This window comes from uncultured Dokdonia sp., assembly GCF_947492535.1.
Taxonomy (GTDB): Bacteria; Bacteroidota; Bacteroidia; order Flavobacteriales; family Flavobacteriaceae; genus Dokdonia.
Window position 1 is genome coordinate 108,167 of record NZ_CANLNH010000003.1, and the last position, 25,020, is coordinate 133,186.

A 25,020-nucleotide genomic window follows, 5' to 3' on the forward strand; every position below is an offset into this window, starting at 1 on the left:
GATTTATTCTGTTTTTAAACTTTTTGCTGGATTTGCAATAGCTGCTCTAATTGCCTGAAAACTCACTGTAAACATGGCAATCATAATGGCTAATAGCCCAGCTATAATAAATACCCACCAGTTGATATCTATTCGGTAAGAATAATCTTGAAGCCAATCTTGTATATAATACCAGGCTATTGGTATGGCAATTACAATAGAGATTAAAACCAACTTCAAAAAGTCTTTAGATAATAATTTTACAATAGCTGTAATGCTAGCACCTAATACTTTACGTACCCCAATTTCTTTTCGACGCTTCTCTGCTGTATAAGTAGCCAAACCAAATAGACCTAAACAGGAAATGAATATCGCAAGAATGGCAAAAATCTGAGATAGTTCTCCTATTAATTGTTCATTTTTAAATTTAGCATCAAAAGCTTCATCTATAAAGGTATATTCAAATGGATAAGCTGGGTTATGTTTCTTCATGATAGTCTCAATATCAGAAATGGCTTTATCCAAAGGAACACCTTCTTTTGTTTTAATAAACATATGACGTGCGTAGCTTGGGAAATGCATGAATAATACAGGATCGCTGGCTTCATACATATTTCCATATACATAATCTTTAACGACACCAATCACTGTCATTTCATTTTCTCCTCGGGTAATAATATTTCCTATCGGATCTGTATCTCCCATCATTTTTGCTAGAGATTCAGAAATCATAACATTAGAACTATCAGCCTTAACATTCGTACTAAACCCTCTTCCTTCTATAATTTCCATGCCTGTTGTATCAAAGAAACTCTCCGTTACATTTCTAGAAGATATTAAAACATCTTCTGTATCTGTACCTCCTTTCCAACGATAACCAGAACCATTATTCCCTCCAGATAGGAGTTGAGAATTACATAGAGTAGCGTTTTCAACAGAGCCTGTTCGAATCAATTCTTGTTGCACTAAATCAAAATTCGGAATAAAATCGTAGTCTATAGGCATAGATAATAATTGGTCTTTATCTAGACCGAGTTCTCTGCTTTTGGCATGCTGTATTTGTTGATACACTAAAATGGTTGTAATAATAAAAACAATAGATATTGTAAATTGACCTACAACCAATCCCTTTCGTATAAAAACAGCAGAATTTTCTGTAATTTTTAGGCCTTTCAATACTTCAACTGGTTTAAAAGAGGATAAATAAAACGCAGGATATAAGCCTGCCAATAATCCACAGGTAATTGCTACGCCTATTAATGATATAATATGAAACGGTTGCGATAATCCAAGGGTTAAGTTTTTATCGATAATTTGATTGAACTGTGGTAATAAAATAGCCAATAATATGAGACTCACTAAGGTGGCAATAAAAGATAAAATAACAGCTTCAGAAATAAATTGTGCAATCAGTTTTCCTCTACTAGAACCCATCGCTTTACGCACACCCACTTCATTGGCACGTCGCTCACTCCTAGCGGTAGATAAATTCATAAAGTTGATACAGGCAATCAATAAAATCACAAAAGCAATAATGATAAATAATCGGATATAAGAGATACGACCACCAATGATTTTTCCTCCTTCAAATTTGGATCGTAAATGCCAATCTTTTATAGAATGTAAAAAAGCATAGGTATTGCTGTTTTCGTCTTTTTGTTGTACTAATTGACGCACTTTTGCATCTACAGTAGCAAAGTCTACTTCAGGTGACAATTCAACAAACGTATCTGAGAAATTATTTCCATAATATGACATCCAATCTTCTCCTTCTTGATAGCGCTCAAAAGGAGCTACCCAATCAAACGTAAAGGTGATATTTTTTGGTAAATTTTCAATAACTCCAGTGACTGAGTAATTATCCTTATCATTTATTCTAACAATCTTACCAAGTGCCTTTTCTTCTTTGCCAAAAAGTTGTTCTGCAACTTCCTGAGTTAAAACAATAGCCTCAGGATTATTGAATGCATTGGATCTATCACCTTCAATAAAATTTAGACTGAATATTTCAAGGAAATCTGGATCTACATAGCGTCCTCGTCTTATAATAGCGTTATCTCCAACTGTAAACAAAGATTCTTGTAGGCTAGAGCGTGTGGCTCTTATAATTCCTGGAATTTCATTTTTCATGTCCTGCGCCAGAGGACCTGGCGTAGAATAGAATGTTCTCCATTCTCCTTCATACTGCTGGTTAGTTGGTACGTAAAATACTTGGTCTTGCTTATCAAAGTTTGTATTAAAACTAAGCTCATCTTCTACCCAAAGAAAGATTAAACTTGCGCAAGTAATACCTACGGCCAGACCAAAGATATTTAGAAAACTATACCCCTTATGTTTTAATAAGGATCTGATAGCTATTTTGAAATAATTTTTAAACATGAGGTGTTATTTTGGCTACTCGTTTTTTGATTGATGAACTTGACAACTATAAAGTGAAGATTGTGCCAAACATGTAATCATCTGTAATTTAATTGTTTAAAAATATCCTTAACTATAAAAGTGTTCGATTTTGATACACTTCTTGTTCAAAATCGAACACTTAAAAAAGGTTCTCTTTGTAAAAAATAAATTTATTCTGATCGCAACGAATTAATAGGGTTTGCAATAGCCGCTTTAATCGCTTGAAAACTTACGGTAGTTAAGGCAATAAGTACAACTACAAACCCTGAAATGGCAAAAGAAAGCCAAGGCATATTGGTTCTATAGGTAAAATAATTAAGCCAACTATCTGCAAAATACCAAGCTATTGGAATTGCTATAATGATAGCTAACACCACGAGTTTCATAAAATCTCTAGACAGTAAGAGTACGATTTCAGAAATAGAGGCTCCTAGTACTTTTCGAATACCTATCTCCTTTATACGTTGTTCTGATGCAAAAGTGACCAACCCAAATAGACCCAAACCGGCAATAATTAATGCTAATACAATAAAGACATAAATGATCAATGATAGTTGCTCTTCTGACTTATAAAGTGCATCAAACGTATCATCCATAAACTCATAAGAAAAAGGAGTTGTGGTATCAAATGTTTTGTAGGTAGTTTCCAGTTGATTAATAAGATTTGGGACGGAAGTACCTTCTTTATATTTTACATAGATTTTAGCACTTCCTAAGGTTTCTGGATACAAATTAGAAGTGGCTTTGTCATTTACAAAAAACGCAAGAGGTTGAATAGGGCTTTCTAGAGATGTATAATTGAAATCTTTTACAACGCCTGCAATTTCTAATAATTGATTTCCAACACCCAATTTTTGCCCCCTTGGATCTGGACGTAATCCCATTTCTGAAATGGTTTTTTCATTGATAATGACCTTTCCATTATTGACGAGTGGTTTACGTTCTTTAGGTTCTAGGTACCAGGACACCCCTAATGTGTTAATGAAATTATCATCTACATTAAATGTGATCAATTGAAAAGATTTGTCTACATCAGGAGCATTGACAAAAAAGATAGTATAGGGATCATAAATGGCATATTGAGTTAATGATGTCCCTTGTACACCTGCAATATTCTCCATATTATTTCGTAATGCGGTGGTATTGGTTTGTATGGTTTTTTCAATAGGAATAATGATAAGATTAGATCTATCCAAGCCTGTGTCTTTACTCTTCATAAAGTCCAATTGAGTACTCATGACAACCCCACAAATAATTAGTAATACTGCAATAGAAAATTGAAGTGTAGTAAACACTTTTCGTATGGACCCGCTTCCAGAATTTTTTATGAGCGTGTTTCTAAAATTCTCGATAGGATTAAATGAAGATAATACCATTGCAGGATAAATACCCGACACCAATACTGCAAATACAAACAATATAGTGACTGCTATGATAAACTTAAGATTTAAGAAAAATGCATTATCAATCTCTATTTCTAACAGTTGTAGAAAATAGGGTTTGATTAAAAAACTAATACTAAATCCTATTAGAAATGATATGGTTACAAAAATGGCAGATTCGATATAAAATTGCATAGCGAGGCTTTTCCGATTGGCACCGCTTATTTTACGCACCCCTACTTCTTTAGAACGTGTACTTGCTTTTGCAGTTGTTAAACTTATATAATTTGTAAGAGCTAAAAATAGAATTAATAAAGCTACTATAGGAAAAACTTGTAAGTAATCAAATCGTCCCGTATTTGCATTTATAGCATAAGATTCTGTAAAAGGTTCTAGAAAGTATGTATTTGTAGATTCTTCAAAACTAGACCTGTCTAATTGTAGCGCAGTAGCTTCGATATCTTTTTTCTGAGCGAGTGTGTTTAATTTTAAAAATGTGACAAAACTTCCTCCTTGAAATAGAGTTTCCTCTATAAGATCTTTGGTTTTATTCATAGAAGAGAGGCTTGACATAGACAGGACTAAATCGGTATCAATAGAGGAATTGGTAGGAAAATCTTTCATTATTCCCGTCACCGTAAATTGATAGGTGCTATCTTGTTTTATGATGATTTGTTTTCCGATAGGATCTACATTTCCAAAGTATTTTTTGGCAGTTTCACTAGTCAGTACAACAGAGAAAGGAGCTTTTAAAACATCAGATGGATTTCCCTTTACTAAGTCGAAAGAGAAAAAAGAAAATAGGTTGGCATCTGCTGCAAGAAAATTCTTTTCATAAAAGATTTCACTGCTAGTTTTACTTGTTCTAATTGTTATAGGGTCACTACTTGTATAATAACGAAAGGAATCATCAATATTTGGTGCTTTTTCTCTTAATTGAGGTCCAACAACAGCACTAAGTCTAGACATACCAATGTTATCATTACCTATTTTAAATTTTGCTGTTACTTTGAAAATACGGTCTGCATCTGTATGAAATTGATCATAGGTTTTCTCATGAAAAACATACATAGTAATCAAAATACAGGCGGCTAAACCTAAGGAAAGTCCCACCAAATTGATAAAACTAGTAAGCTTATTTCTCCAAAAGTTTCTAAACGCTATTTTGAAATAGTTTTTAATCATGTTTCTTAGTTTTATGTATACGCTTTCGCGAAAGCGTATTATTCATTATTTGAAGTGTTACTGATTCATTTTATTCTGACCGTAGTGAATTAATAGGATTTGCTATGGCTGCTTTAATAGCTTGAAAACTTACGGTTATCATTGTAATTATAATGGCGCCGAATCCAGCAATCAAGAATACTCGTATCGAAATGTCTGTGCGATAAGAGAACTTCTCAATCCAGTCACTCATAAAATAGTAGGCGAGTGGTGCTGCTAGCAGTAACGCGATGGTGACAAGAATGATAAAATCTTTTGAAAGCAGCATCCAGAGGTTGGTAACTGTTGCCCCTAATACTTTACGCACTCCTATTTCTTTAGTGCGCTGTTCTGCAACAAAAGATGTGAGTCCAAATAACCCTAAACAGCTTATGAGAATAGCGAGTAATGTAAATATACTAGAAAGACTTGCAATACGTTCTTCGGCAATATAGTTTTGAGCATATTCCTCATCTACAAAGTCGTAGTTGAATGGAAGGTTAGGGAAATTAGCTTTATATATGTTTTCGATAGTGGCAAGACTTTCACTAGTTGCTTTATCTGGGTCGAGTCTTAAATAATAGAACCCGCCATAGCCGCTACCGAACATATACATTTGAGGAGATACTGGCTCGTAAGCCGATTCATTAATCACGTCTTCTACGACCCCTACAATTTGCATAGGCACACTGTTAGGTCCAGGCTCTGCATCTCGAATATATTTCCCAACGGGATTTTGAATTCCCATATAGGCTACCGCAGTTTTGTTGAGAATAACAGCAGTAGAATCTGTCGTAAACTCTCTAGAAAAAGAACGCCCCTCAATAATTTTCATATCTAGGGCATCAATATAATCATAAGAAACCCCCATTTGTGCAAGGCTCTCGTTAAAACCTAGAGGTTTTCCGTCCCATTCAAACCCTGATGAATAATTCCATATACGTGTAGAAGGACTGCTTCCCCAAGCCATTTCAGTAACAGCACCTGAGTTTATAAACTGATTGCGCATTACTTCATATTTATTTTGAAATTCATGGCTGGATGTTGGTATTTGAACAAGTTGTGTACTATCAAAACCTACTGGTCTATTCTTACTGTAATCTATTTGATTTTTTACAATGAGTGTTCCGATGATCAATGCAATAGATACTGTAAATTGAGTCACGACTAACACTTTTCGCGGAAGCGAAGCATTTTTCCCCATCTTAAAAGTTCCCTTGAGTACTTTAATAGGTTTGAACGATGATAAAAACAAGGCTGGATAACTTCCAGAGACTAATGCTGTGAGTATAATAAAGACTATTGAAATTCCCCAGAATACTGGGCTAATCCAAGGAAAAACAACTTCTTTTCCTGCTAATGTATTAAAAGAGTTAATGGAAAGTAAAACCAGCCCAATAGAAATCACATATGCTAGTAGGACAACCAGAAATGACTCACTTAAAAACTGATGAATGAGTTGTCCGCGTGTTGAACCTATAGATTTTCTTATGCCTACTTCGAGTGCTCGTTTTTCAGATCGGGCAGTACTCAAATTCATAAAATTTATGCTTGCAAGGATGAGTACAAAAAGACCAATAAGGCCAAACAACCAAACGTTATCAATACGACCTCCAGTTTGCACCCCATTTTCAAATTGAGAATATAAGTACCAATCTGTCATTGGAAATACAAACAATCGTGGGTCAAACTTATCACCTCGTGGATCATTATCTTTTTTTACATTTTCAATACGAGCATTTACAGTTGCGAGATCGACGTTTTCTGATAACGCTACAAAGAGGTCAAAAGAATTATAATCCCAGTTTGTATCTTGATTTTCTAACCAGCCCCATCTCGTGTTCATCCAGTGTTTGAATGGCATTATGAATTGTAGGTTTGAAAAACTATTATTGCTAGGGATATCTTTGTAAACTCCTGTTACTTCCATGGTGTGTTCATTATTTGACACCACCGATTTACCTATGGGACTTTGATCACCAAACATTGTTTTTGCTGTAGACTCAGAAAGTAAAATGGAGTTTGTTTTTTTTAATCCATTACGGGTTCCTTCTATCATTTCTAGACTTAAAAGATCTGGAGCATCTGCTTGCATAAAGCGACCTCTACTAGAAATCACTTCATTATCTACCGAAAGAAAGCGTCCGTTATTACGAGACGACATTACGATATGTGTAAAGGCATCTCCAAATTGATCTCGCAATTGAAACTCTAGCGCAAGAGGAATGGTTTCATTAGAGTGTACTTCACCATTAACTGTTTGGTGTTGCATGATGCGAGCGATGCGATCTTTGTTTTCAAAGTGATTATCGTAATCAAACTCATCAGCTATCCATAGACCAATAATCATTGTTACAGCAAGCCCTAGTGCGAGACCAACAATATTGATAAATGAGTATACCTTATTTTTCTTAAGGCTTCTCCAAGCTATTTTTAGATTGTTCTTGAACATAACGATTTGATTTCTGATTGATTAATACTTATTCTGACCTCAATGATTTAATTGGATTCGTTAAAGCTATTTTTATAGATTGAAAGCTACAGGTTGCTAATGCAATGACAAGAGTAAACAAGCCACTAAACAAAAACATACTAACAGATAATTTAATTTTATACGTAAAATCTTGAAGCCATAAATCCATCATATAATATCCTAATGGTGCTGCTATCAAAAAAGCAATTATTATTAATAACAAAAACTCTTTTGATAGAAGAGAAGCAATTTGTGTTACACTAGAACCAAGGACTTTACGAATGGCGATTTCTTTAGATTTAGTAGCCAGAATAAATGTCATTAATCCTAAAAGGCCTAAACATCCTAGACTTATAGCTAAAATCGATAGTATAGAAAACCCATTAAAAATAAGACGCTCTACTACATATTCCTTAGCAATGGCTTCATCTAAAAAGTCATACTCATATACATAAGATTTAAAACTATCTTTCCATGTAGATTCTATAGAAGTCATTGTAGACGCATTAGCTTCTTTTATTTTTATAAAAGCACTATTTTGTAATATATTCCAGTTGACTATTATAGAAGGTGTAATTTCATATTGTAATGCATTATTATGATAATCTTTTACAACACCAACGATTGTAGCTTCTCCTTCATTTATTGTAAGTTTTTTTCCTATAGCCTCTTCAGGAGTCCAATTATATGATTTAAGTAATGTTTCATTTACTATAAATTGGTCAAATTTATCCTTTGTCGAAGTAAAGTTTTTGCCTGCTAATAATTCTAAATCGTAAAACTCAAGATAATTAGCATCTCCTATTTTCATTTCAGAATTAATGCCTTCATCATTAATAGCGTTAGATAAACGAAAAGATGTACCTAGAGATAAACCATTTATTCCCATAGGCGGCCCAGAGCCAAAGGATACTTCAGTTACATTATTATTAGCCAAAAGAGCATTTTTAAACACCTCTATTTTACTAAATTCAGGTGCTGATGTAATAACAACAGTATCTTTAGAAAACCCTACATCTTTCGTTTTAAAGAATCGCATTTGTAGCGTTATAACGACAACAGCAACTACAAAAACTTGTACAATGACAAATTGAAAAACAATTAATGACTTCCTGACTGTTAGTCCTTTATGATTTTTTGTTTTTACTTTATTTTTAAGTGCTTTTATTGGATTAAATGAAGATAATACTATTGCAGGGTATATTGTAGCTAACAGAATCGTTACAAAACTAATTCCTAAAACTAAGTAAATATGATTCCAACTTAATTTTAAGTCTAAATGGATTATAGATAAGGCTCCATTCAATTTATCTAGGGATAGGTGTACTATTGCTATTGAGAGACCTAAAGCTATAAAAATGAGTAAGCTATTTTCTATGATGAATCTAAAAATTAAACCTAGTCTACTACTTCCTAATACTTTTAATACACCGATTTCTTTTGATCGCAAAGTTGATTGTGCAGTTACAAGGTTTATAAAATTTATAATGGCTATCAGCAAAATAAAAAAAGCAACAATAGCTATAATAGTAATAATCTTTACTGGCATAACGTAACCACCAGGACTACTTCCATATAATGTGTTTGTATGTACTTCATGTAATGGTTGAAGCTTATAACTTGTACGTTTATCGTCTTTGGGTTTTAGATATTTTTTTTTCCAAAGTGCTATTTTTGATTCTACTTCTGCTTTTTGATTTTTATTATTTAAAACTACAAACGTAGTACCTTGATGATTACCAGACCAATCATTTGCATATCGTTCATTATTCTTTTTAAATAGTGTATAAGGAATTAAAACTCCAAATTGATAATTACTATTCCCAGGTGGGTTTTTAACAACTCCCTTTACTAAAAGCGGTTCTTTGTTATTTAGTATTATAACGCTATCAATAATAGATGCATAATTCTGTGCTTCAATATTGAAATATGTTTTTGCAATATCTTCAGTAAGAATAACAGAATTACTATCACTAAAAGCATTAGATTTATTACCTGCTAGCCAACTAATATCATCAAAAACTTTAGGATAAAAAGAATCTACAAAAAGAACATTAGAGGCTTTAAATAATGATTTAGAACCTGAACTGTTTTCAACACTAAAAGTTTGAGTTGTTAATCCGACGATTTGTGTTACTGTATTTAATTCTGATAAATCATTTCTTAAAGCTTCCGCTAAAGGGTAAGGTGTCGTATTGAAATAAAAGGTTTCTTCAGGAAACTCTTTATGTTGAACTATCTTATAAGTTAACTCAGCTTTTGAATGGTTTTTATCAAAACTAGATTCGTAACTAATAAACAATAACAAAATTAAACATGAACTTATCCCAATAGTTAATCCAAAAATATTTATTGCAGCGCTTAACTTGTGCTTAAATATATTTCTCCACGCTATTTTTAAATAATTTTTAATCATGATCGTTTACTTTTTGATTGTGATTACTCAGACCTCAATGATTTTACAGGATTGGTATTGGCCGCTTGTAATGTTTTAGCACTTATAACTAATAAAGCAAAGATGATCATTGCTAAACCACTTATTAGGAATACCCAAAAACTAATGGAGGTCTTATACGCAAAATCTTGAAGCCAATTATGAATACCATACCAGGCTATGGGAGAAGCAACAGCAAATGCTATAGCTATTAGCACTAAAAACTCTTTGCATAACAGTATGTTAATTTGAAATATTGAGGCCCCTAGAACTTTTCGAACCCCAATTTCTTTGACACGACGGTTGGTTGTATAGATAACTAATCCTAAAAGTCCTAAACAACTGATTAAAATAGATAGGCCTGTAGCCCAATTCAATAACTTTGAAATTTTTTGTTCTCTATTATAAAATTTGGCAATAGTCTGGTCTAAAAAGTTGATACGATAATCTCCTATTTCTGAATATATCTCACCATATGCAGCTTCAATTTTGGATAGTGTGGTTTTTAAATCTGCTTCATTTGTGTTTTGGAAAGCAATATGTATGGATTGAAATTGACTAAATCGTTCTCGATACCAGTCCCCCCTTAATGCCATAGGATTTATAGTTTCCTTTAATGAACGCTGGTGGAAATCTGCCATAACGCCAATAATTTCGATCTTTTCTTCATCTAAATCTATGGTTTTACCTATTGCATCTTCTGGGTTTTTAAAACCATACACCTTTCTTGCGGCATCGTTAATGACTAACTCTCTAATGGTATCATTTCTCTGTATTCGTCCAGCTAAAAGTTCTAATTCAAAAAGATCAAAATAATTAATGTCCCCAAAAATAAATTGCATCTCTACTTGTACTTTAGTTTCGCCATTATTATATGTTGTTGTTGATGTATTGGTAGAGAATGATGCAGGTGGTGCTCCTCCTAAACTAAGTTGTTTTATTTCTGGTATAGCTTTAAGTTTTTGGATGTAACGTTCTTTTTTCTCAAGTTGTCGTTCTGCTCTTGGACTATAAACAGAAACTATAGCATCTGTTTTAAACCCCATATCTTTATTTAATAAATAATTAATTTGTTTACCAACTAATAATGTCGCTATGATAAAAACCTGTGCTATCGAAAATTGAAAAATTGTTAGAAATTTACGGAGCCCCACTTTCTTTTCTCCACTTACTAAATTATTTTTTAATACGGAAACGGGATTAAATTTTGATAATACCAATGCAGGATAAAATCCAGAAAGAAAAGTAACTATTATAAGTAATAAAACAATATTTAGAAGTATGAACGGAGACTTAAATAATTCGAAATCTATACCTTCTGGCACAAAATCTGAAAATACATTAATCAACCATTTTGAAAGTAAAAGTGATAATATTGCAGCTATCAAAACAAGCAGCAATGTTTCTCCCATAAATTGTCCAATCAATTGTTTTCTTGAACTACCTAAGGTTTTACGAATACCAATTTCTTTGGCACGTTGTGTTGCTTGAGCAGTGTTTAAGTTTATGAAATTAATACAACCTAATAAGAGTAAAAATAAAGCGACTAGTCCTAAATTTGTTAATAAGGATTTACTTGCTTGTCCTTTACTCCAATCGTAAATACCATAGTCTTCATTGAAGTGAATATCACTTATAGGTTGAAGACTAAATTGTCTTGATTGATTGTGTGCACGTGACCACTCATCAAGATGTTTTTCTGCTAAAACGTCAAACTCTTGTTTTATTTTATCAAAATTTGCAGCGGTGCTTACTTTTACAAATAATTGAGATACATCTGAGGTAGAGTTCCAGTTTTTATTTAGAAACTCTCCTCTAATTCTTGTATTTAAAGCTGTTGGGGATGATATAAATTCTTCAAAAATAAAATCTGTACGTTCTTTGAAGTTTTCAACGATTGCAGTTACTGTAATATTTAAAGAATCATTATAAACTAAAGTTTTACCAACTATAGCACTTGGTGTTAATGTTGGAAAGTAATCACTAGCTCTATCTTTTGTTAATACAACAGTATTAGGATTTGAGAGTGCATTAAATTCATCACCAGCTAAAAATTTATATTTAAAAATATCAAAATAATCTTGATCTGTATAAATAACATGTTTAGGCCATTTAATTTCTATACTTTCTTCTTTATTTTCAACTTTAGCAGGTCTATCAATATAAAAGCCACTAACTATTTCAAAATTAGAATTATCTTTTATAGCGTCTTCCATTGCTACAGTAACCCCTGAATTGTGACTTAGACCTTCTGGACTTTTAAAATCTGAAACTACTCTATATATACGATCACCGTCTTTATGAAAGGTGTCAAAGGTGTAGTCATAATAAATCATTAAACCAATGACAAATGAAGCACTTAAACCTATGGTGAGACCAATAACATTAATCAGCGAAAACACTTTGTGCTTCATAATGTTTCTCCATGCTATTTTAAAATAATTTTTGATCATGATGATTTGATTTTGATTGATTAGTTAATGCTTATTCTGTTCTTAATGATTTTACAGGGTTTTGTAATGCTGCATGCATTGTTTTATATCCTATAGTAAGTAATGCTATAACTACGGCTATTACTCCAGCAATTATAAATAGACCTATGTTGAGAGAGATTTTATATGAGTAATCTTCGAGCCATTTTGAACTCATCCACCAAGCTATGGGGGTTGCTACTATAAAAGCTAAAATAACAAGCTTTAAAAAGTCAATTAATAATAGTTTTACTAAACTAAGAACGCTAGCGCCTACTATTTTTCGAACGCCAATTTCTTTTGTTCGTTGATTGACAACAATCATTGAAATGGCAAATAGTCCGATGCAACTCAATATAATAGCGACTATTGAACCACTTGTAATAATTTTGGTAAGTACTTTTTCTCTTCTTAAAGTTCTATCTATGTTTTCATCTAAGAACGAGCCTAAGAAGGTGGCATCGGGTTCTATTTCGTTCCAAATTTTTTCTATTTTATCATATGCGGCTACAGCTTTATCTGGGTTTATTTTCGCGAAAGCGTAATAATAATCTACAGCGGGATCTAAATAAAAAGTAAGAGGCTCAACTTCTTGTTTTACTCCTTGGAAATTATAATCTTTTACTACACCAATAACGTTATATCTAATGCTATCGTCAAAAGAAACAACAATATCTAATGGGTTTTCTTTTCCATACTCTCTAGCCATCGTTTCATTGATCACCATGGCAAGGCTATCTGTAGCAAATTGTCTATCAAAACTTCTACCCGCGATTAATTCTAGATGTAAGGTTTTTATATAGTCATAGTCTACAGTGAGGTTATTTGTTTTTATACTTCTTCCTTCATAATCAAATCTAGAGATACTCATATACCCGCTACCATCTCTTCCTGACCCTAGATTATTATCTGCAGCAGTAATGCTTAGAATTTCTGGTGCGCTTTGTAATTCATTGCGTAATCGGCTTAGTGCAGTATGACTATCTAAACTACCATTTAACGGAATGGAGATAACGTTGCTTTTATCAAATCCTAAGTCTTTATGTCGTAAGAAATCAATTTGTTTATTTAATACGAGTGTACCACTAATGAGTAAAATGGCAATGCTGAATTGTATGACGATTAATGTATTTCTGAGACGACTGTTGTCTCTCGCTTCCATTTTTCCTTTTAAGGCTTTAAGTGTGCCTAATTTGCTAAGGAGTAGGGCAGGGTAGCCTCCAGCGATAATCGTTATAAGAATGATTGAAGCGATAAAAAGGCTTAGAATTTCTGGGCTTAGTAGGGTTCTAAATGTTCCACTCGTTCTGAATAGGGTTTGAAAATCATTTAGAAGTCCATAGCCCAATAATAATCCAAGAATAATAGAAATGGAGAAGACAAAAATACTTTCTACCCAAAGCTGAATGAATAGTTGGGATTTTGTAGCACCTAGGGTTTTTCGCATTCCAATTTCGCGTAAGCGTTGCCCTCCTTTAGCTACATTCATATTTATAAAGTTGACACTGGCAATAAATAGAATAAGTATTGCTATACATAAAATTAGATAGGGCATTATTCGAGAAGTTTCAGCAATTCCTCCTTTAAACTTTGTAAATACCGAATCTACGAATGGGAATAAACGTAATTGATAATATTGTCCATTTGCATCTTTTTGAATGCCGTCCCTGATAGCGTTCTCTATATTTTCTTGATAGTGTTGTGCTACAAACCCTCTCGTACGTTCTTCAAATTGTTGTGTCGTTACTCCTTCGTCTAGTTGTAAGTATACACTATGGAATCTGCTACTCCAATCGTCTAATGTTTGTTTGTAATATGCATTCTTTTCATAAGAAACTAACAGATCAAAACTCATTGAGCTTTCTTTTGGAACATCTTTTAGAATTGCACTTATGATAAATGGTTCTTTTACATCTTGCCCTTGTAGTAAAATTGTTTTTCCAATAACATCTTCATTTCCAAATAAGAGTTTAGCTGTTTCTTGCGTTATAGCGACCGATGATTTTTGTGATAGAGGTGATGTACTTTCCCCATTTAGTACTGGGAAAGAAAACATTTCAAAAAAGTCTGGATCTATATAACTTACATCAAGTTGTAGTTCCTTGTCTTCATAGGAAACTACTATGTTTTCTTCTAAATGCCGTGTGATTTTCTTTACTCCAGGTACTTCATCTTTTAATGTAGGTGCAAATGGTGTCGATCTAGAAGATATTTCTTCAGGACCTTTAGAAGTTTGCTCAGTAGCATATACTTGATAAAGATTGTCTTTATTAGTATGAAATTGATCTGCAGCCAAATTGTTTAAAGAAGCTATAGATAGTAACGTGGCAACACAAAAGGCAACACTAAGTCCTAAAACATTTAGGAATGTAAACACTTTATTTTTCCAAAGATTACGGAATGCTATTTTGAAATAGTTATTAATCATGGTTGTTCTTTTTATTGATTAATGCTTATTCTGTTCTTAGAGATTTCACAGGGTTTGAAGTGGCCGCTTTAATTGCCTGGAAACTTACTGTGATTAAAGTAATGATCATGGCGCCAAAACAAGCAATAGCAATTACATCCCAAGTGACTGAGGTTCGATAACTAAATTTCTGCAGCCACTGTCCCATGATGTAATATGCTATTGGAGAAGAGATTAAAAGCGAAATAAATACAAGCTTTATAAAATCTTTGGATAATAACAACCACAGTTGACTAATAGAGGCTCCCAAAACTTTACGAACACCAATTTCTTTGGTACGTTGTTCTGCAACAAAAGAGGCTAATCCAAATAGACCTAAACAACTAATAAAGATGGCTAGTAAAGTAAATACCCTAGCTAGACTAGCAATACGTTCTTCTGCTCTAAACTTTTTGCCAAATTCTTCATCTACAAATTGATAATCAAAAGGTGTATTAGGGAAATTCTTTTTAAAAACACTTTCTATCAATGCTAAGTTTTCGCTTGTGCTTTTAGCAGGATTTAATCGTAAGCCATAAAAAGCAATATTTCCATATCTCTCAAAGACATACATGGATTGTTTTACAGGGCTATATGGAGACTGAACAATCATGTCATCTATAACTCCTATAATCTTTAATGGTGTAAATGGATCTTCTACATCTGAATCTCTGATATATTTTCCAATAGGGTCTTTGATTCCCATATATTTTACTGCTGTACTATTGAGAATTACAGCATTAGAATCTGTTGGAAAGTCCCTTGAAAACCCTCTACCTTCAACGAGCTTTAAACCTAAGGTTTTTACAAAATCATAATTTACAGAAGTATGAGCTAGGTCTTCTTGAAATCCTACGGGTTTCCCTTCCCAAGTATACCCACTTCTATTAGACCAGACTTCTGTAGTAGGACCACTCATGGTCGTCATACTTACTGCACCCCCTGATGCAACAAATTGAGTACGCATAGTTTCATGCTTACCAATAAACTCAGCACTCATTACCGGAATTTGAATAAGCCCATTTCTATCATACCCTACAGGTCTATCTTTACTGAATTGAATTTGATTTATGACCACTAATGTGCCAATAATAAGCGCAATAGAAACTGTGAATTGTGTTACAACTAAAACCTTACGAGGTAACGAAGAATAACGCCCAGCTTTAAAGGTGCCTTTTAATACAGATACTGGATTGAAAGATGATAAATACAATGCAGGATAGCTTCCTGATAAAACAGAAGTTATTAAAATGAATAGGAGAGAAGCTAGCCAGAACATAACATTACTCCAAGGAAATATAATAGCCTTACTAGCAAGGTTATTAAACCCGTTAAGACTTAATAAAACAATACCAATAGCCACGACAAAAGCCAAAAGAACAATTGAGAATGATTCTGTTAGAAATTGAAAAATAAGTTGTCCTCGATGTGACCCTATAGATTTGCGTATCCCTACTTCTGTAGCACGTTTTTCAGAACGAGCAGTACTTAGGTTTATAAAATTAATACATGCTAGTAATAAGATGAAGATACCAATTACCCCAAATAACCATACATTTTCTATACGTCCACCAGATTGCACACCATTTTCAAAATCACTTCGCAAATGCCAGTCTTCCATTGGAAATAGAAATAGCTGAGGATTAAATTCAGCTTCCTCTGGAGATGCATTCTTTTTTACATCTATAATTTTTGACGTTACCGCTTCCATGTTTGTATTTTCATTAATCTGAACAAACATCTGAAAGGAGTTATTTCCCCAAGAGTCTTTAGCATTTTCAATCCATTCTTGAGAGCTGATATACTGTTTCCAAGGAATTAAATAATCTACATCACTAAATGAGTTGTTTTCAGGAATATCATTGTAAACTCCTGTTACCACCAGATCATGTTGGTTATTTACTTTAATGATTTTGCCTATAGCCGTTTCAGACCCAAATAGGGATGCTGAAGTAGACTTAGAAATCATAATAGAGTTTTTTTCTTTTAAACCATCTCTAACACCTTCAATAACATCTAAATTCAACATTTCGGTAGCTCCTTCTTGTATAGCATGCCCTAATCGATTAATGTTGGTTTCGCCATGCTTGAGATATCTCGGTTGCTCCCAAGATGACATAATAATATGCTTAAAATTATCTGCATGATCTTCACGAAGTGCAAACTCTAAAGGTCTTGGAATAGCAGGACCCGTATCTACTATATTATTGGCAGATTCATGTTGGAAAACTTGTGCTATGGTCGCTTTATCTTTGAAATGACTGTTATAATTAAGTTCGTCAACAATCCAAAGACCAATGAGTATAGTGGCAGCCATACCAATAGCCAAACCAGAGATGTTTATTAAAGAATACACCTTATTTTTAAGAAGGTTTCTAAATGCTATTTTGAAATAATTTTTAAGCATGATTGAAAAGAATTACTGTTCGTTTTTGATTGTTTGCTAGACGCTAGTATTGATTGATGACTTATTCTGATCGTAATACCTTTGCAGGACTGACTAAAGCTGATTTCATGGCATGATAACTAATAGTTGCTAGTGCAATAATTAAAACCATAATTCCTGCAGATAGAAATACAGTCCAAGACATTTCGATTCTGTATTCATAATCTTGTAACCATGTATTCATTAAATAATACGCTATAGGAATAGCGATAACTAGGGCCACCAAGATTAGACTTAAAAACTTTCTTGTTAATAATTTAAAAATGGTTTGTATCGAGGCGCCTAAAACTTTTCTAACACTCATTTCTTTATTGCGTTGTTCAACCATATAAGCAGATAGTGCAAGTAAGCCTAGACAAGCAACTAATATGGCTAAGATGGCAAAGGCTGTAAATATGGTTTTTATTCTACTTACATTATCATACATTTTTGCAAAGGAAGCGTCCATAAACTCGTAGCGAAAAGCCATATTGGGAACAAATTCTGTCCATTTGTTTTCCATAGAAGCTAAGACTGAAGAAACATCATTCGTATTAATTTTAACAGAAGTAATAGAAGGGCTTATACCGCTAAAAAAACAAAGAGGTCTCACAGTTGTTTTCATGGTGTCAAAATTGAAATCTTCTACAACTCCAATAATCTCCCATAGCTCTCCGTATCTTGATACTCGTTTTCCTAAAGGATCTTCTAATCTTAGCGCTTTTACCATTGCTTGGTTCATAATAACGGCTTGTTCATCTGAAGTTCGACCCTTCATGAAATTACGCCCATTCACTAAGGTCATACCCATAGTTTCAATATAATCTTCATCAATAACCCACGCTTGTCCAGGAATCGTTTCATCTAGACCATCCCTTCCTTCATTTACAAAGCTATTCCCGTTTCGTTTTGTTCCATTAATGGGTAAATAATCACTAATACTAACATTGTTAACTCCCGGTAGTTTCTTAAGTTCTTCTTTGAATGTTTCTACCTGTTCATTTAATGCATTGGTACTATAGATTTGAACGACCTGATCTTTTTCAAAACCAATTTTTGAAGTTAGAATATGATTCATTTGTTGGTTAACAATGAGTGTCCCAACTATTAAAATAATGGATACTGTAAATTGAAATACCACCAAGCTACTTCTTAATCCGCCAGATTTACTTTTTGAACTAAGCTTTCCCTTAAGAACATTTATAGGATTAAAGCTTGAGAGATAAAAAGATGGATACAAACCTGCAAGAATACCAACAATAATAGATACTCCTAAAACACTAGGTATGAAGCCAATATTTGACCATGGCATTACGAGATCTATACCAGACATTGTTCTGAAAATAGGCATTAATAGTGCAGATAAAAGTATGCCTATAATAAAAGCTATTAATGAAATTAATATAGATTCTACCAGAAACTGACTTATAAGTTGTGAACGTGAAGAACCAACTACTTTTCTTAGTCCTACTTCTTTTGCACGATTAGTAGATTTTGCAGTAGATAGGTTTACAAAATTAATACTGGCAATAATGAGAATGAATAATGCTACGATACCAAAAATCCAAATAATCTTTATATCATTTCGAGAATTTGATTCATAATCTACATGTGTTGAATAGAGGTTAATAGCAGTTAATGGTTGTAAGTTTGTAATCTCTTTTTCTTCTGCATTTTCCCATCCAGCAAATCCTGCTAACTTATACGATGGTTTTATATATTTTTCCATCAAGATAGAATTCATCTTAGCTTCAAAAGCGATAAGATCTACTCCCGATTTCAGAGTCACATAGGTAAAATAATTGTTTTGAAACCATCGTGTTTGTTCTCCTTCTCCAAACTCGACATCTTTTAATGTTATAAAGAAGTCATAATCTAAATGCGAATTACTTTTAAAATCTTCCATAACTCCAGTAATTTTAAATGGTCTTTCATTGTTTCCATTTAAATACATACTGCGCCCAATAGGGTTTTGATTTCTAAAGTATTTTTCTGCTATAGTTTCAGAAATAACAATCGTATTGGGTTTTGAAAGCGCTGTTTTTCTTTCCCCATAGACCATTTGAACATCCATAATATCAATGATAGCTTGATCAGCATAGGTGAAATTTTCCTCATAGTATTGGGTGTTTTCTCCATCAAAACGAATCTCATTACTTCCTGCCCCCCAAAACAAACCATTAGACATGAGTCTTCCTGCATTTTCTACTTCTTCAAAATCTGTTATGAGTGTAGGTGCCGTATTGGCTGAAAAATGTATGCCCGTATCAACACGTTCTCCGTCAATATAATCACGGTTTAGTCTATATATGTTTTCAGAATTTGCAACGTGTTTATCATAATTACTTTCGTGAAAAATATAAATAGAAATTAAAATACAGGCAGCTACACCTATGCTCAATCCAAAAATGTTAATAAATGAGAACCCTTTGTTTTTAAGAAGGTTTCTAAACGCTATTTTGAAATAATTTTTAAGCATGATTGAAAAGAATTACTGTTCGTTTTTACTCGTTGAAACATTACTATTCAAGTATAGATTGATGAGTTATATACTAAAAATGAATACGACTGTATTATTGATTGATTGATGATTATGCTAGAATATTTTCAGTGACTTTTTGTCCATCTAGCATTCGTATGATCCTATGGCTATATTTTGCGTCATGTTCACTATGAGTTACCATGATAATAGTGGTACCCGCTTCATTAAGATCTATAAGTAAATCCATCACTTCATTACCGTTTGTACTATCTAAGTTTCCAGTTGGCTCGTCGGCCAAAATTAATTTTGGATTATTTACAACGGCTCTTGCTACGGCGACACGTTGTTGTTGTCCTCCAGATAATTGCTGAGGAAAATGATTACGACGATGCATAATTTGCATTTTTTCTAAAACAGCTTCTACACGTTTTTTGCGCTCGGCTGGTTTCACGCCAGTGTAAATCAAAGGAAGCTCAACGTTTTCAAAAACGGTTAACTCATCTATTAGATTAAAGCTCTGAAAAACAAAGCCTATATTATGTTTTCTCAATTCCGAACGTTTTCGCTCATTATAACCTGAAACTTCTTCACTATTAAATTTAAAGCTACCTCCATCTGGATCGTCTAATAAGCCTATGATATTTAATAATGTAGATTTACCGCAGCCAGAAGGCCCCATGATGGCTACAAATTCCCCTTGCTTCACTTCAAAAGATAATTTGTTTAAAGCAATGGTTTGCACCTCTTCTGTTTTATAAAATTTTTCTAAATCTGTAATCTGTATCATTGTATTTAGTTTTATTAGCTATTGTTGTTTTCTATATTGTAGTATTACTTCTATGTGATCGTATTTGTGAACTACTTCAAAATCAATTCATCGATATCTCCATATGAATCGTAACTTGATGTGATTACTTTATCTCCAGGGTTTAGACCTTCGACAACTTCATAATATTCTGTATTTTGACTTCCTAACCGTATATCAATTTTGTAGGCGCTATTTCCATTTTCACTCACTTTAAAAATCCAATTCCCACCTGTTTTTTGGAAGAACCCACCTTTAGGGACAAGTACGGCTTGTTTTTCAGCACTCAAGGCTACTCTAATCTGTAGATTTTGTCCTCTTCGTATTCCTTCTGGAACTTCGTTTTCAAAGGTCATATCTACCTGAAAACGTCCATTAGTTACTTGTGTAAAAACCTTTTTTATAGTGAGCGTATATAATTTTCCATTAAGCGTAAATGTTCCCGTTTGTCCAGTATATATTCTTGAGATATAATGCTCATCAATATCTACTCTTACCTTATATCCAGTAGTGACATCTACTTGTCCTAATCGAGTCCCTTTGTTTATAGATTGCCCAATCTCTGCATCTAATGAAGTTAATTGTCCATCTATTGGTGCGCGTACTACCAAATCGCCTACTTTTTTACGCATTAGTTCTAAGGCGCTTTGTGTTCTCGCATACGAATCTCTTGCTTGATTAATTTCAAGCTTTGAAGAAATCGAGTCTTCAGAAAGTACTTGCTTTGCTAGCTTCATACGTTCCTGTTGGTAGTCATAATTATTTTTAGAAGACTCATAATCCTGGCGACCAATAGCACCTTTCTCATATAAACGCTTATTAAGATCATAAACACGCTGTGCTTCAACAAGATTATTTTCCACATCGGTGAATTGATTTTGTCTATTAATCGTATTTTGACGTGCTGCATTTTGAGAAATTTGCATTTGTGTCAATAGATTGTATACTGAAGTCTCTTGATTGATAAGACTTAACTCCAAATCTGTATTTGATAATCTTAAGATAGGTTCTCCCTTTTTAAGCATAGCACCATCTTCAACAAATTTTTCTTCTACACGTCCACCTTCTAATGCATCTAAATAAATCGTTGTGATAGGAAGTACAATACCATTTACAGGAATATTTTCTTGAAATACATCTTTTGATATCGTACTAATAGATATACGTTCTTTTTCTACATTGAGTTTAGAACCTCCAGAAGTTTGAAAAATAACATAAGCTATTAAGGCAATGATTGCTATAACACCTCCGATAGTAAGGAGTTTTTGTTGAGAGAATTTTTTCTTTTGAATGGGTACGTCCATTTTTATTTTTTTAGTTGCACTTTATATCTAGTGAATATAATGCCAAAACTTTAAAATATTGTATTTCAGTAATTTATGTGTTTTTATGAAAATAAAAGTGTCCGTTTTTGATACACTTTATGTCCGAAAGTGTACACTTTTGCAAACGATTATTTTTTTGTTTTTACAAGCTGATATAAAATCGTAATATTGTAGTGATGGTATTAAAAAACGCTTCAATATTAGCAATAGATGACGATGCAGATGTGCTTACAGCTTTACGTCTCCTTCTTAAGCCATTAGTAAAAAGTATCGTTACAGAAAAAAATCCAAGTAATATTACATCTCAAATAGAAAAGGCAGACTATGATGTTATTATACTGGATATGAATTTTAATGGACTTGTTAATACAGGGAATGAAGGTATATTTTGGCTAAATAAGATTAAAAAACAAAAACCAGAAACATCGGTAGTTTTAATGACTGCATATGCCGATATTGATTTAGCTATTCGTGGTCTCAAAGAAGGGGCATCAGACTTTTTAATGAAACCTTGGAAGAACGAGAAGATTATAGAGACTATTACAACTATTTTAAGTAAAAAGAAATCTAATGGTACTAAGTCTACGTCTTTAAATGCATTGAGTGTAGAAATCATTGGAGAAAGTGAGGCTATGCAGGATGTCTTTATGAAGCTTAAAAAAGTAGCACCTACCGATGCAAATGTGCTAATTCTTGGAGAGAATGGTACAGGAAAAGATTTAATAGCCAGAGCGCTTCACGATAGTTCTCATCGAAGAAACAAACCTTTTATTAAAGTCGACGTTGGTGCATTGACATCTTCACTTTTCGAAAGTGAGTTGTTTGGATATAAAAAAGGAGCATTTACAGATGCAAGAGAAGATAGAATAGGACGTTTTGAGGCAGCAAATGGCGGAACCCTTTTTCTTGATGAAATAGGGAATATTACCTTAGGACAACAAGTGCGATTACTAACGGCATTACAAAATAGACAAATAACTCCTTTAGGCTCTAATGAGTCTGTTAACATAGATATCAGATTGCTATGCGCTACTAATGTTGAACCAAAAACACTAGCAGATGAAAGTAAGTTTCGAAAAGATTTAATTTATAGAATAAATACGGTCGATATTATTGTTCCTCCATTACGAGATCGAGGTACCGATATAACAGAACTCTCACGGCATTTTGTATCAGTATACGCCGAAAAGTATAATAAAAACACATTTACATTTGATGCAGGCTTTATTTCTAAATTAAAAAAACATGATTTTCCAGGAAATGTAAGAGAACTTCAATATGTATTAGAGCGTGCCGTCATTATGACTGATGGATCTGTTTTAAAACCTGAAGATCTCGTTTTCTCATCTATAGAACGATCTGTTACAAAAAAGACTATTGAGACTGCAAGCCTCAATCTTGATGATATCGAAAAAAATGCCATCCTTACCGTATTAGAAAAACATAAAGGCAATGTGTCAAAATCTGCAAAGGAACTAGGAATTACAAGAGCAGCACTCTATAGACGATTAGAAAAGTATGAACTATAGAGGCTACATCCTTAAACTCTTTTTTAGAATTGCACTTAGTATGGGATTGATTCAAGGTGTGATCTATGCACTAGAAGTCAATAACAATACGTATGCTATTATCGCGAGTATCCTATTATTATATGTGTTTATAAATACGTATGGCTTTATAAAAAGACGTTTTGTCGCAATGGACGACTTTTTTGAAGCTGCTAAGTATCGTGATTTTTCAAGATGGTTTCCAGAAGATAGAGGCCCCAAAGATATTCGGTTTTTGTATACAGGTTTTAATGAAATCAATAGAACTATAAAAGAAATAAACTCCAAAAACCAAGCACAATACGTATATCTTCAGAAGATTTTGGAAATGGTAGATATAGGTATCATTGCGTATAATATAGAAACAGGAGACGTGCTTTGGAGCAATGATTCCTTTGGTGAAATTTTAGATGTACCTTCTTTTAAGAATATTCGATTTGTTGAAAGTAGAAAACCAGAACTGTTTACTACCATTTTTGAAACCTATCATAGAGAACCCGATTCTATCTCAATTGCATTACGTAATGAGAGCTTGAAGATTTTAATTTCTGATACAGTCTTTCAAGTAGAAGAAGACGCGTTTAAACTTGTCGTAATTCAAAACATTGATGATACATTAAATAAAAATGAATCAGAGTCTTGGAAGAAACTTCTAAGTGTCATGACTCATGAAATCATGAATAGTATTGCTCCCATTTCTTCGTTGGCAGATACGCTTCATCAAAATATACAAATGGCACTTAAGGAACCTGAAAATACACAGTTAGAATTAGAAGATCTTAACTCCGGTATTAAGACGATTAAAAATCGAAGCGAAGGACTTTTACAATTTGCAAAAACGTATCGTAGTTTAAATAAAGTGACACATCTAAACCTTGAAAGAGTTCGGATTTCAGAATTGTTTAGTAACATTCAACTTCTGATGGAGCCGTCTATTACAGCAAAAAATATAGCTGTAACATTCAATGTAACTACACCAAAATTAGAATTAGATATAGACATACATCTTATCGAGCAAGTCTTAATTAACCTTCTGTTAAACGCAGTCGATGCCTGTAAAGAAATTGAAAATGCAAAAATAAAAGTGGAAGCCTCTCAAAATACAAACCGAGATATTGTGATTAGAGTATTTGATAATGGAGCTGGGATTCCAAAAGATATTTTAGAAAATGTATTTGTGCCTTTCTTTACAAGTAAAGCTACGGGTAGTGGTATTGGTTTAAGTTTATGTAAACAGATTATGTTACTTCATAAAGGAAAAATCATCGTTAAAAGTATTGAAGGCGAAGGTTCGGTGTTTAGTTTAGTGTTTTAAAGGAATACTATAGATATTATAAATTCTTAATACCATAATAATCTGGTGGTATACGCTTTCGCGAAAGCGTATAAAACAATATTCAAAATTATAAGTGTAGTTTTTGTTTAAAAGAACTTTTGTAAGTTTCTTAAAACAGAAAGTCCTTAAAAAAGCGCACAAAAAATTACGTGTTTCGGTATTCGAGCAACGGAAAATCATAAAAAAAGAGTACTAAAAAAATGTACTCTTTTTTTATGATAACTACCCATCATTACAGTTTTGGTAATGGTATATACTATTTTAATTCTTACTTCGTTTTCGGTTGGAATACTGGTAATAGTTTTGTAGGTT

The 25,020-nt window shown here is 33.1% G+C and carries 12 protein-coding genes; 2 read left to right on the top strand and 10 right to left on the bottom strand.

The genetic code is table 11. The features are described from left to right. Positions 1–3: 3 nt before the first annotated feature. The 10 genes from Q1A60_RS05205 to Q1A60_RS05250 form a co-directional block, all read right to left on the bottom strand. Entirely contained in the window at positions 4–2,358 is a 2,355-nt protein-coding gene (locus Q1A60_RS05205; protein ID WP_299767242.1) for an ABC transporter permease, read from the bottom strand. A gap of 191 nt (positions 2,359–2,549) precedes the next feature. Beyond that, positions 2,550–4,946: an ABC transporter permease gene (locus tag Q1A60_RS05210; RefSeq protein WP_299767241.1), complete on the bottom strand. Its 2,397-nt coding sequence runs from the start codon at positions 4,944–4,946 to the stop codon at positions 2,550–2,552. Positions 4,947–5,016: 70 nt separating this feature from the next. Beyond that, positions 5,017–7,416 carry an ABC transporter permease gene (locus Q1A60_RS05215; RefSeq protein ID WP_299767240.1) on the bottom strand — a complete coding sequence of 800 codons (2,400 nt, stop codon included), beginning with the start codon at positions 7,414–7,416 and terminating at the stop codon, positions 5,017–5,019. Positions 7,417–7,444: 28 nt separating this feature from the next. Beyond that, positions 7,445–9,853 (bottom strand): ABC transporter permease, encoded by a 2,409-nt coding sequence (locus Q1A60_RS05220; RefSeq protein WP_299767239.1) that lies wholly within the window; start codon positions 9,851–9,853, stop codon positions 7,445–7,447. Between the two features lie 23 nt (positions 9,854–9,876). Then, positions 9,877–12,285 carry an FtsX-like permease family protein gene (locus Q1A60_RS05225; protein WP_363322571.1) on the bottom strand — a complete coding sequence of 803 codons (2,409 nt, stop codon included), beginning with the start codon at positions 12,283–12,285 and terminating at the stop codon, positions 9,877–9,879. 70 nt (positions 12,286–12,355) lie between these two features. After that, a complete protein-coding gene (locus Q1A60_RS05230; RefSeq protein WP_299767237.1) occupies positions 12,356–14,770 on the bottom strand; it encodes an ABC transporter permease in 2,415 nt (804 codons plus the stop codon). Between the two features lie 25 nt (positions 14,771–14,795). Continuing rightward, positions 14,796–17,195 (bottom strand): ABC transporter permease, encoded by a 2,400-nt coding sequence (locus Q1A60_RS05235; RefSeq protein ID WP_299767236.1) that lies wholly within the window; start codon positions 17,193–17,195, stop codon positions 14,796–14,798. A 61-nt stretch (positions 17,196–17,256) separates the two neighbouring features. Beyond that, positions 17,257–19,692, bottom strand: a complete 2,436-nt coding sequence (locus tag Q1A60_RS05240; protein WP_299767235.1) for an ABC transporter permease — start codon at positions 19,690–19,692, stop codon at positions 17,257–17,259. 112 nt (positions 19,693–19,804) lie between these two features. Continuing rightward, entirely contained in the window at positions 19,805–20,482 is a 678-nt protein-coding gene (locus Q1A60_RS05245; RefSeq protein WP_299767234.1) for an ABC transporter ATP-binding protein, read from the bottom strand. A 71-nt stretch (positions 20,483–20,553) separates the two neighbouring features. Then, the gene (locus tag Q1A60_RS05250) at positions 20,554–21,804 is read right to left on the bottom strand and encodes an efflux RND transporter periplasmic adaptor subunit (protein ID WP_299767233.1); all 1,251 of its coding nucleotides are present in this window, start codon (positions 21,802–21,804) and stop codon (positions 20,554–20,556) included. A gap of 197 nt (positions 21,805–22,001) precedes the next feature. Here Q1A60_RS05250 and Q1A60_RS05255 point away from each other — a divergent pair, with 197 nt between their 5' ends. Then, on the top strand, positions 22,002–23,354 hold the full coding sequence (locus Q1A60_RS05255; RefSeq protein ID WP_299767232.1) for a sigma-54 dependent transcriptional regulator: 1,353 nt from the start codon (positions 22,002–22,004) through the stop codon (positions 23,352–23,354). After that, complete coding sequence (locus Q1A60_RS05260) at positions 23,344–24,687, top strand: HAMP domain-containing sensor histidine kinase (protein WP_299767231.1); 1,344 nt, start codon at positions 23,344–23,346, stop codon at positions 24,685–24,687. Before Q1A60_RS05255 ends, Q1A60_RS05260 begins: the two co-directional genes overlap by 11 nt. Positions 24,688–25,020 lie beyond the last annotated feature (333 nt).